Source organism: Pseudoxanthomonas sp. JC1303, assembly GCF_058448525.1.
In genome coordinates this window covers 1,612,969-1,623,822 of record NZ_CP185958.1, presented here as the reverse complement: position 1 = coordinate 1,623,822, position 10,854 = coordinate 1,612,969, and the positions used below count along the sequence as shown (strand labels likewise).

Annotated in this window: 12 protein-coding genes; 5 read left to right on the top strand and 7 right to left on the bottom strand. The window is 64.6% G+C overall.

Annotated elements, in window-relative coordinates:
- The first annotated feature begins 36 nt into the window (after positions 1–36).
- The 3 genes from ACORQU_RS07125 to ACORQU_RS07115 all read left to right on the top strand — a co-directional run bounded on the left by ACORQU_RS07125 (position 37) and on the right by ACORQU_RS07115 (position 3,454).
- Positions 37–1,545: a tetratricopeptide repeat-containing sulfotransferase family protein gene (locus ACORQU_RS07125; RefSeq protein WP_491644172.1), complete on the top strand. Its 1,509-nt coding sequence runs from the start codon at positions 37–39 to the stop codon at positions 1,543–1,545.
- A 146-nt stretch (positions 1,546–1,691) separates the two neighbouring features.
- The gene (locus tag ACORQU_RS07120) at positions 1,692–2,756 is read left to right on the top strand and encodes a serine hydrolase domain-containing protein (protein ID WP_491644171.1); all 1,065 of its coding nucleotides are present in this window, start codon (positions 1,692–1,694) and stop codon (positions 2,754–2,756) included.
- Positions 2,757–2,788: 32 nt separating this feature from the next.
- Positions 2,789–3,454 carry a nucleoside/nucleotide kinase family protein gene (locus tag ACORQU_RS07115; RefSeq protein ID WP_491644169.1) on the top strand — a complete coding sequence of 222 codons (666 nt, stop codon included), beginning with the start codon at positions 2,789–2,791 and terminating at the stop codon, positions 3,452–3,454.
- A gap of 112 nt (positions 3,455–3,566) precedes the next feature.
- Here the strand turns inward: ACORQU_RS07115 and ACORQU_RS07110 are convergent, their stop codons facing one another.
- A complete protein-coding gene (locus tag ACORQU_RS07110) occupies positions 3,567–3,899 on the bottom strand; it encodes a hypothetical protein (RefSeq protein WP_491644167.1) in 333 nt (110 codons plus the stop codon).
- A gap of 226 nt (positions 3,900–4,125) precedes the next feature.
- Between ACORQU_RS07110 and ACORQU_RS07105 the strand changes: the two genes are divergently transcribed.
- Positions 4,126–5,196, top strand: coding sequence for an alpha/beta fold hydrolase (locus tag ACORQU_RS07105; RefSeq protein WP_491644166.1), 1,071 nt, complete (start codon positions 4,126–4,128; stop codon positions 5,194–5,196).
- A gap of 62 nt (positions 5,197–5,258) precedes the next feature.
- On the opposite strand, the gene ACORQU_RS07100 is transcribed toward ACORQU_RS07105, so the two are convergent.
- Positions 5,259–5,999: an SDR family oxidoreductase gene (locus ACORQU_RS07100; RefSeq protein WP_491644165.1), complete on the bottom strand. Its 741-nt coding sequence runs from the start codon at positions 5,997–5,999 to the stop codon at positions 5,259–5,261.
- Between ACORQU_RS07100 and ACORQU_RS07095 the strand changes: the two genes are divergently transcribed.
- Positions 5,998–7,161, top strand: coding sequence for an AraC family transcriptional regulator (locus tag ACORQU_RS07095; RefSeq protein ID WP_491644164.1), 1,164 nt, complete (start codon positions 5,998–6,000; stop codon positions 7,159–7,161). The genes ACORQU_RS07100 and ACORQU_RS07095 overlap by 2 nt on opposite strands.
- Before the next feature lie 110 nt (positions 7,162–7,271).
- Here the strand turns inward: ACORQU_RS07095 and ACORQU_RS07090 are convergent, their stop codons facing one another.
- From ACORQU_RS07090 to ACORQU_RS07070, 5 genes are all read right to left on the bottom strand, one after another.
- Positions 7,272–7,673: a hypothetical protein gene (locus ACORQU_RS07090; RefSeq protein WP_491644163.1), complete on the bottom strand. Its 402-nt coding sequence runs from the start codon at positions 7,671–7,673 to the stop codon at positions 7,272–7,274.
- Between the two features lie 306 nt (positions 7,674–7,979).
- Complete coding sequence (locus ACORQU_RS07085; protein WP_491644161.1) at positions 7,980–8,417, bottom strand: DUF6393 family protein; 438 nt, start codon at positions 8,415–8,417, stop codon at positions 7,980–7,982.
- 174 nt (positions 8,418–8,591) lie between these two features.
- Entirely contained in the window at positions 8,592–9,734 is a 1,143-nt protein-coding gene (locus tag ACORQU_RS07080) for an XVIPCD domain-containing protein (RefSeq protein ID WP_491644160.1), read from the bottom strand.
- Positions 9,722–9,874, bottom strand: coding sequence for a hypothetical protein (locus tag ACORQU_RS07075; protein WP_491644158.1), 153 nt, complete (start codon positions 9,872–9,874; stop codon positions 9,722–9,724). The genes ACORQU_RS07080 and ACORQU_RS07075 overlap by 13 nt, the downstream gene beginning before the upstream one ends.
- 112 nt (positions 9,875–9,986) lie before the next feature.
- Entirely contained in the window at positions 9,987–10,838 is an 852-nt protein-coding gene (locus ACORQU_RS07070; protein ID WP_491644156.1) for a hypothetical protein, read from the bottom strand.
- Positions 10,839–10,854 lie beyond the last annotated feature (16 nt).

Here is a 10,854-nt window from a genome sequence, read left to right as displayed (position 1 = left end):
TTCGGATTGGGACAGTTCGAAGCCGCATGTGCGCTGTTGTCCACCTTGGCCGACCAGGTGCCCGACAATCCCTACGTACGGATGGATCTGGCCACGGTTCTGCAGCAGAGCGGACGACTGCGTGACTCCACCCAGCATTTGCTCGAGGCTGCCCGCCTGCCTGCGCTTGATCCGGCGTTTGCCGTGCATCTGGCGCGGGGCCTGTTCCACGGCGGGGAAGCCCTGGCGGCGCGTGCGTGCCTGGATCCGATCGAGCGGATGCCCCATCTACCCGCCACGCTGCTGGCCGAGATGGCGCATCTGCACTGGACGATGCTTGACGTGCCCGCCGCACGGGTGGCCATCGACCGCGCCGTCGCCGCGGGGGCACAGTCGGCAAACGAGTTGCACCTGCAGGCCATGCTGATGCAGTTCGCTGGCGATCTGGAGCAAGCGGAGGCAGCCCTGCGACGGTGCCTACAGCGCTGGCCGGGCTTTGGCAGCGCCGCGCTCGCATTGGCCAACCTGCGCCGCCAGACGCCTGTGTCGCAACTGCTCGATGTCCTGCGCCAGCAGCTGCAGCGCCTGCCGACACACGGCGATGCGGCGTCGATCGCCAACCGCGCTGCATTCGAGGCGGCGCTGTTCAAGACGCTCGACGACCTAGGTGAAGCCGATGCGGCGTGGCAGGCACTGGTTCGGTGCAACGCCCTGATGTGTCAGGTCGTGCGCTATGACGCCGCCGCCGAGACCGCGCTGGTCGATGCGCTGCTCCAGGCAGGCACCGCGCTGGCCCAGCGGCCGCTGCCTGAAATCACCAGCCCGGACGAACCGCAGCCCATTTTCATCGTCGGCATGCCGCGTTCCGGCACCACGCTGCTGGACCGCATGCTCTCAAGCCACTCGCGCGTCGCCTCGGCCGGGGAGATCACGGACTTCATGCGCCAGCTACGTTACGTGACCGATGTCCCGCCACAGGGCGTGCAAGGCAATCGCATCGCGATCGAACGCAGCGTGCGCGCGGATCTGGCCGAGCTGGGGCGTCGCTATCTCGCCCAAACGCAGTGGCGGGCTGAAGGTCGCGCCTACTATCTCGACAAGCTGCCGGGCAATCTGCGCATGGTGGCCCACATCCGTCATGCGCTCCCACACGCGCGCATCCTGCATATAACGCGCGACCCCATGGACGCATGCTTCTCAAATCTGGCCACGATGTTCGGCAATAGCTCGCCCCACAGCTACGATCAGGCCACGCTTGCCCATCACTACGGTCAGCACGCGCGACTGGTGCGCCACTGGCGTGAGGTCATGCCTGGCGCAATGTTGGAGGTGTCGTATGGCGCGCTGGTCCAGCAGCCCGAGACGACGCTACGTGCGGTCCTGGATCACTGCGGCCTTGCGGAGGAGGACGCCTGCTTCCATCCTGAACGCAACACCGCCCCGGTGGCGACCCCGAGTGGAATGCAGGTGCGCGAGCGTATCCACACGCGCGGACTGGAGCGCTGGCGCCGTTACGCGCCTCATCTCGACATTTTGCAGCGCGCTGTTGCTGCGGCGGACGAGTGACAAGCACAGCGCGTCATGCAAGTTTAAAGACTTTGGCGGCGTCACCCCGGTATCGGCCATCAGGGGCCAGCCGGGTTGGACCGACCGGTGGCCGTGTGTACAGTCCCCCCGTGTCGAAACGCGCGGTCTGGGGAGGCCGAGACTGCATGAAGCGCAAAGCAGGACCGGCGGTGCGCGTGCTGCGCGTGGTGATGCCGCTCGTCGCGCTCGCCTGCCTGGTGGTGCTGCCGCCATGGGCCGGGATCGTGGCCTGGGTCAAGCCGCTGCCGGATACCGTGCAGCAGCAGGTCGATGACGCTGGCGCCGCAGGCCTGGAAGGGTTGACTGTCTACGTGGACCGGGCCGGTCAGCCGCCGCGCACCTATGTCGCGGCCGGCCAGCACACCGATCCGCACGCGCTGTTCAAGATCGCCAGCATCAGCAAGCTCTACATCGCCGCGGCCACCGTCAAACTCGTGGATCAGGGTGTGCTGTCACTGGACGACACCGTGGCCCAGCGCCTGCCGCAGCTGGCCGGCCACATCGCCAACGCCGACCGCATCACCGTGCGCATGCTGCTGCAGCATCGCAGCGGCATCCCCAATTTCGTCGACGCCAAAGGCTTCGACTGGGGCCAGCGCCAGCACGATCCCGACGACAACCTGGCCCTGGTGCTGGACCAGCCGGCCGACTTCGCGCCGGGCGCCGAGCAGCGCTACTCCAACACCAACTATCTGCTGCTCGGCAAGATCCTGGACCAGGCGCTGGGCCACAGCCACCGACGCTACATCCGCGAGCACCTGCTCGCCCCGCTGGGACTGACCCATACTTACGGGCAGCTGGCCGATGTGGACCCGGCCGCGCTGGCCAGCGGGCACGACCGCAGCGTGCCGGACGACCTCAAGACCCTGGACTTCAACACGCCCGGCGGCGCGATGATCGCCACCGCGCAGGATGTCGGGATCTTCGTGCGTGCGCTCAACGACGGCCGCTTGCTCACTCCGCGCCAGCAGGCGCTCTACGCCAGCGTCTCCGACACCAGCCACGACGGCTGGCTGCCCGGCTACCAGAGCATCGCCCGCTACGACGCCGGCCTGGATGCGGTGGTGGTGCAGTTTGTCGGCGTCACCGGCGGGCGCGGCGAAACCGAGCTGCTGGCCAAGGTGAACGTCCAGCGCGTGCTGCGCCTCCTGCGCGGGCAGGCCCAGGCAAGTGCCCATTCAAAGCAGTGACGCGCAGCGGTGCGCCGCACCGATCGCGTAGGGTGTCCGCCCCAGTCCATCGTCTCGAGGCACAGATGATTCCAGACCAGGCCATCGCCCGCGCCAACGCGCTACTGAGCCATGGCGGCCGCCGCATCCTGGGTATCGCGGGGCTTCCAGGGGCCGGCAAGTCCACGCTGGCCGCGCAACTGGCCGAACAGTTGGGCGCATCGGCGATGGTGGTGCCGATGGATGGCTTCCACCTGGCCAACGCCGAGTTGCAGCGCCTGGGCCGTGCCGCGCGCAAGGGCGCACCGGACACTTTCGATGCCGCCGGCTACGTGGCCCTACTGGGCCGCATCCGCCAGCAGCGGCCCGGCGAGGTGATCTACGCGCCTGCGTTCCATCGGGAGATCGAGGAGCCCATCGCCGGCGAGATCCCCATCCCCCACGACGTCCCGCTGATCATCACTGAGGGCAACTACCTGCTGATGGAAGACGGCGCCTGGGCCGGCGTGCGCGCCCAGCTGGACGAGGCCTGGTTCGTCGATATCGATGCCCAGCAGCAATATGGCCAGCTGTTGGCGCGGCACATGCGCTACGGGCGCAGCCAGGCCCAGGCCGAGGCGTGGATCGCGCAGTCCGATGCGCCCAACGCACAGCGCATCGCCGCCACCGCCCACCGCGCCGACTATCGTGTGCCGTGGGCCAGCCAGGCGATGGGCTGAATCCAGCCGCCCGGCCGTGTGGACGGCATCGCGCCATTCCACGCGGGCTTCCCCGCACGGCGCGCACAAAAAAGGCCCGCAGCGCGGGCCTTGTCGTGCCAGCGTCAGGCGCCTACTTGGTCTCCACGCGCCGGTATTGGTCGCTGCCGGTATTGAGCTGGCCGTTGGCCTCGTCGATGGCGAAGGTCACCGTCTCGCCGTCGTTGTTCACCTGCAGCGCGCCGTCCTTGTAGATGGCCGGGTAGCTGTCGGTCTTGGGCTTGCGGCTGAAGAACTTCGGCGTGGTGCTGCGGACCATGAAGGCCTCGCCGCTGCGCTCGATGTCCATCGTCTCGTCCTGCGTCTGCACGTTGACCCAGTGGCCCACGAACTTCTCGCCTTCCACCTTGGCGCAGCCGGACACCAGCAACGCCGCGGCCAGTGCGGCCCCCATCCACTTCATCATCGTATGTACTCCGTCAGTTGTGCTGGCGGCGAGGATGCGCGGCGGGGGATGTAGGGAGGGTCAAGGTGTGGCGTGAGTCAGGCGCGCCTTGCAAAGAAGCTGCATTCTGACCGTTGTCCCCGGTGGCCATCGCGTGACTTCTGGGCCTTCCAAGGATTGCGCCGGGCGGCAATGATGCAAACGCGGTGATGGACGTCCATCTGCCGCCACGATCAGGGGAATCACTTTGAAGAACGTCTTTGCCGTGCTGCTGCTGGCGCTGGCCTTTTCCGGCTGTGCGTGGGCCAATGACCTGCGACCGTCAGCGCAGGAAGCCGGCGCGTCCGCGTGCACCTCGCCCCGGCAGCCGGTGAACGAACAGGGCTTTGTCCAGATCGGTGGCATTCCGCAATGGATCACCATCAAGGGCGATGACTGCGCCAACCCGATCGTACTCCTTGTGCATGGCGGTCCCGGCAATCCGATGAGCCCGTATGCCGACACCATCTACGCCGGCTGGCAGAAGCATGTCACCCTGGTGCAATGGGATCAGCGCGGCGCTGGCATGACCTACGGCAAGAACAAGCCTTCGGAAGAAACGCCGCTGACCTTGAAGCAGATCCGCGATGACGGGATCGAAGTGGCCACCTACCTCACCCGGCAACTGGGCCAGCGCAAGGTCATCGTGATGGGCGGCTCGTGGAGTTCGATTATCGCCATCCACATGATCAAGGCACGGCCGGACCTGTTCACTGCGTATCTGGGCTGGTCGCAGATAGTCAGCTACAGGACCAATCCGCCCGACACCTATCAACGGCTGCTCACCCTGGCACGGGCCGCTGGCGATGCCGAAAGCGTAGCCAAGCTTGAGCGGCTGGGCGCGCCGCCGTGGAAGGACCCGCACAACTTCGGCATCATGCGCCGCATCGACCGCAAGTACGAAGCGATGAACACGGAAGACGCGCCCAAGGCGTGGTGGCCGCCGGCACCGCTGTACGCGACCGCGCAGGCGCAGGCCGACGCCGTCGCAGGCGACGACTATTCTTACCTGCAGTTTGTCGGGCTGCACGGCGACGGCATGTTCGCCACCGTGGACCTGCCCGCCCTGGGCACCGACTTCGATGTGCCGATCTTTCTGCTGCAGGGAGAGGAAGACCTGCTGACCTCGCCCGCCATTGCAAAGCCCTACTTCGACAGCCTGTCGGCGCCGAAGAAGGACTTCGTGCTATTGCCCCGCACCGGCCACGACCCCAACCCGATCATGGTCGATGCGCAATATCGCCTGCTGACCGAACAGATCCTGCCGTCGGCGCAGTAGCGGCCACCGCCTGCGCGATAGGGCTATCCGTGTCGTGCGGCCGTCCCTGATGGGGCATCCGGCTACCACGCGTGTCGATGCTGGGTGGCATGGCCATCGTGGAAAAATCCGCCGGTGGGCCCCAGCGGGTTGGCCTGGGCCAGCTCGACGACGACCCTGGCCGCCTCCTCGACCGAGCGAAAGCCGGCGTGTCCATTGAGATCGGTCGCGGTGTAGCCCGGATTGACCGCGTTGACCTTGATGCCCTCGGCCAGCAGTTCCTTGGCCAGCTTCACGGTCAGCATGTTCAGAGCGCTCTTGGACGCACTGTAGCCGGCGTAGCCCACGTCCCAGAACAGGCCGGCCGGGTCGTTGGTCTCCGCGATCGATCCCAGCGAACTGCTCACCATCACGATGCGCGCGCCCTTGGCCTGGCGCAGGCAGGGCAGAAAGGCCTGGGTCACGCGCATGGGGCCAAGGGTATTGACCTCGAACATGGTGCGCATGTCCTCCAGCGACTCCTGGCTGGCCTGCACCGGCGAGCCCAGGCTGATGCCGGCATTGTTGACCAGCACGTCCAGTGGGCCAGCCTCCTGCTGAAAGCGCGCGCTGGCGGCTTCCACGCTGTGGGCATCGGTGACGTCCAGCACCAGCGCATGCGCCTCGAGGCCCTCGCTGCTCAGGTCGGCGGCGGCCGCCTGGCCGCGCTGGTGATCACGACAGCCCAGCCACACGGTGTAGCCCAGGGCGCCCAGCTGACGCGCAACGGCCAGGCCAATGCCCTTGTTGGCACCGGTGATCAGGGCGGTTTGTTGACGGGACATGCAAGACCTCACGAACAGGGAAGACAGGCATCCACTATCCCCGGCCGGCGCGCGGACGGCCGCCCTCGAAGACCCATTGTCTTGCCTGATCCTTCCAATCCAGTTAGCGTCGCCGCGGTCGGTGCGGCGGCCTGCTGTGGATCCGGCGCGAGACGGCCCAGGCCATCGGCGCTTGCCGCCCGCGGCCCGTGCATTCAGCCCGCTCGCGTCGATGCAAGGCTCCCACCACCCCGCAGACGCGTGTCGCCCACATGATCCGAGGTTCCGCCAGCATGGACAGCCGCCTTTGAGCGACCCCGCCGCACTGCTTGAACCCCTGATCGCCATCGCAACCCGGCATGCCAGCACGCGCGACGCGCGCACCGCCGTGCCCGGTCTTTCGATCTGGTCGGCGCACGCGCGCAGCAAGCCGATCCCAGGCCTGTTCGAACCGGCGTTCTACCTGCTCGCCCAGGGCGCCAAGCGGCTGAGCTTCGCCGACCGGGAATACGCGTTTGGACCAGGCATGTGCGCCGTCGCGCTGGTCGGCCTGCCGTTTTCCAGTCGCGTGGTCGACGCCTCGGCCAGCAAGCCGTACCTGGGCCTTTCAGTCAGGCTTGATGCCAGCGTCATCGCCGGCTTGCTGATCGACATGTCCGATCCGCCCGCCAAGCGGCCGGACACCATCACCATCATGCAGGCCGACCAGCGGGTGCTGGAGCCCCTCGGCCGCCTGCTGGGGCTGCTGGATTCACCGGCGGATATCGCCATCCTGGCGCCGCAGTTCGAGCGGGAGTTCTGCTACCGCCTGCTGCAAGGCCCGATGGGCAGCCAGCTACGCGAGATGGGCGGCTATGGCCCGCGCTTCTGGCAGATCAGAAAGGCTGCCGAATGGATCGCGACCCACGCCGACCAGCCGATGCACATTGCGCAGCTGGCCGAGGAGATCGGCATGAGCGTCACCTCGTTCCATCGCCATTTCAAGGCCATCACCGGCCATGCGCCCCTAGCCTACCAACGCTACATCCGCCTGCTGCATGCGCGTCAGCAGCTGGCTGCCGGCACCGGCAACGTCACCTCGATCGCCTTCGCGACCGGCTATGCCAGCGCCTCGCAGTTCAGCCGCGAATACAAGAAGTGCTTTGGCGTGTCGCCAGTCAGCGATTTGCTGAAGATGGCTTGATTCAAGTGAATCGACCAATAAGGGGGAAGAACGCGATTTCATGGTGCTAAGGGTGCCAGCCACGCACTGTTGCATGCACGGGAACTGCGCTCTATCGCAGCTTTTCGCATTTAAGTCGCGCCGCGAAGCGGCGTCAGCTCGGAAGAATTGTTACGACCTGGCCGGGGCTTGCAGTATCCGCGGTAGGTCCACTCCGAGTAAAAAAACTTTTCGGTTATCTTGCCTGTGTTGGAAGAAACTTGATAAATCCTCCACGAATCATCCGTGCCGGAAATGCTGAAGACGTAATACACGGCGCTCGCGTCATCGGACGGGGTGGCGTTGAAGAACTCCAAGGACTCATTGCCTGAGTTGGCGTCCGATAAGGCCTGGGCGACAACCCTTTTATCGGCCTCGTAGGTTCTCTCGTAGAGGCGGATACAAAAATCGTCGTGTCCTATTTCCGGGATTGTAGAGACAGGCGGAGTGCTAAAAGCTGTCGCAACAAGAATGAGAAGTGAGGTCAGTCCCATTGCCTATCCCTTATTCCAAGCCCTAATGCTCACCCGCATGTCGGTGCTCGCGCCCTGCGCCCGGACAGTTAACCGAGGTCGCCCTCGAACTGATAAGCGTGGGCCTCAGGCGCGATGCGCTCGACCAGTCAACTCTATCGAAGAGCGCGCACGGCCGCAGTAGGGATCGTCGTGGGCAAGGCGGCGTTGGATGTGGCCATGGGAGAGTGAGGTCAGGGCGGCCTTATAAGAAGGTGCAGTCTGACGCCTGCTTCGATATTGCGGTGCCCACCTCGCTCTTCTCTTTCATGAAGCGCTCCGTGATACCTATTGTTTCCTGAGGTGCAGCGCTTCGATCCCGGACACCTTGCCGTCCGTATCCAGATTGAAGGTGATCACGACAGATCGCGCATCCGGGTCCAGCATGGCCTGACCATGGTTGTCGCGTACCACCAGCTTGTCCGCCGTGTCCTCGACTACCTTTGAGGTAGAGGATTTTGCGAACGCATCAATGACGGTGGCCTTGTCGGTGCCGACGGGGAAGTACCTGCGCACGATGTCGCTGACATCCAACTGCTCGAACCGGACAGGTTTCTGGGACGCGTAAATCTCTTCCAGCATGGGACCAACGCCTGATCTCACGGATGCTTCCCGTGTCGGCGCGCGATGCACCGCGTCCGTGTTGGTGCACGACGCAAGCGGCAGCGACGCCCCGGCGATCAGGACAATCGATGCAGTCCAGCCGAAAGGCGTGGCTCGCGGCATGGCGGTCTCCGTTTCCCTGTGGTCCATCGCATGAAGCGAGCGCCATGGCGCCTGACACTTCCTCACCGCGCCGGCGAAGCACGGTCGGATTTCCTCGCGGTCGCAGGCTCGGTGCGAGCGTGGAGTTAGGGTGCATCTTTTATAAGAAAGTGTGCTCTGACCCTGCTTCCCTAACTACATCGACATCCGCAACTCCTGCCCCTGCTGCTGGGTTTGCTCCATCGTCTGATGCCGGGCCTGGGTCTGCTGGAGCACTTCGGCCTGCTGGAGGTTCTGTTGAGCGGGTTCCTGTGCTGCCTGGCGCCCGTCCACGTGGGCATGGAACAGCGGGCCTTTGTCCATACCGAACGGCGCGTAGACCGCAAACACGTTCTGGGCTCCGTCCTTGCCTAACGCACCGGTCACGGCATCCACTCGCTTGATGAGAGGGTCATCGACCTGCTGCTTGTAGAGCGACGCCGTGACGTTCCGGCCCTCTTCCTCGTTCCAGTTGCCCGTTCCCTTCACCCAGGAGTGGATCTGCTGGTATGTGTTGTGGTCGGCGTGGGCGGGGTTGTCCGCAAGCACTACCGATGAGGCGCGCGACATCGCGTCGGGCGCGATATCCGGATGCCCCGTGCCCACGCGCCCGACTTGTCTGACCTCAACGAGCCGAAGCTGACCGCCGGAGGTGTCGGTGAACCCGAAGGCCCTGCCTTGACCGCCCAGATCAATGCCAGCCGCCTCGACTTGAGCAGGCGAACTGCCAAGCTCGGCCATGTTCAATCCCACGCGTGGAATCGATTGGGTGGACGATTGGTCCAAGTCCCGGGCAACGGTTGCCGCAGCCGATACCACGTAGGACAGGTAGTAATCGTTGTAGTCCGATTTCCCCAGCACTCCCAAGCCAACGCCCGACCGGTCGAACTGGCATGCGCCAACCGCGTCTACTGCCGAGCTTTGTATCTTGCCCCCAGTCAGAACAATGCCTCGATCGTCCAACGCAATGCCAGGCTCCAATCGGCCGTTGGTGACGCAGGGGGTGGTGGGGTCTAGCCGCCGCAGCAGGTAGCCATCGCTCGCGCTGGGGCTCTTGTGCTTGACGCGGCTGGACACGGCATTCATCGAAACCAGCTCCGCTAGAGCTTCATTCTGACGCGATGCCTGGACGTAATCCTTTGCCATTGGGGTGATGTCCACAGTGGCGTCCCCATAGCGTGTGCCTTCCTTGAGGGACTGCTCGACATCGTAGAAAAACTTGTAGGTGCTCATCTCATTGGAACGGGCCATCAAGGCATGTCCCGTTTCGTGTCCCAAGATGCCGGTCAGTTGGTCCACTCGCTCTTCGGTTTGGGCCTTAAGAAGACATCAGCATTGATACTGATTGATCGCGCCTCGTGGCTGTAATGCCCGCCCTCGTTCGGGGTCTTTGACACGCTGATGTGCTTCAAGTCGCCATTGTCGATGGCCTTGGTCATGACTTCGGTCAAGTAGGGCGACGACTCCACAGCTTCTCGCAGGTTCTTAGCTGCCCACGGAGGCAAGGAAGACTGTCTCTCGGCTTCCTGGAGCATGTGTTCCAGGCGAGGGTCAAGCATCGCGGCGATCCAGCTCGAAGCTCACGACCGTTACGCACGTTGGCGCGTCCCTGCTGTCCGGAGTGGCGGCGATGTAGAGGCCCAGAGAGGCCCCCACCGCCTTGTCGAACGTGATCCGCTTGTCGTCACCAAACGTGGGCACAAATACCCGGAAGCCGTCGGCCACCAGAGGAGCCTTCATTGCCTCGTAGGCCAGGCATGCGTCCGGCGTCAGGGTGAGCTCGACGATGTGGCCTGGACGCTCGGGATACGGCTTCCAAACCGCCCACGTGTAATTCCCTTTGCCCACACGCCCGGCCACCCCTTTCCGCTCGTGTTCGACATCTGCAGGCAACGCCATCCCCAGCACCTGCTCGACCTTGCTCGGATCGGAATCGCTGTAAGTGCGAACCTCTTGGGCCAATGCCTCGACTTGCTGAAGCAATCGATCAGGGGTGAGCTCGGGGCCTGGGGACAGTTGGGGGTAGCCTTTCCACGGCTCCTTCGGCGCCGACCCCCCGGATGCGGCAGCATCGACCAAGGCGGCTACGCGGTCCTGCTCGCGTTGAAGGTCCGAAGCGGTTGCGTCCTGCATCGTTTTCTCCTGGTGCGCGTTTGATGGCGCTGCGCACGCCGCTAACCCAGCGAGCATCGCTCCCGTCGCAAGGGCAACTGCGCAGCATCCTTTGCCAAAGATTTCCATGTCCCACACTCGGTGCTGGGTTGCCATCAGGTTACCCCTTGCACCGGGGGGCAAGCCAACCTCAAGCGTGAAGGGGGTTACACCCACCCCCTGGCCGCCAGGCTTTCGGCCTGCGTCCCGAAGGAAGCCGATGATCTGTCCTTCGGTGAAAAGTGTCTTCATGTCCAATCTCCTGATG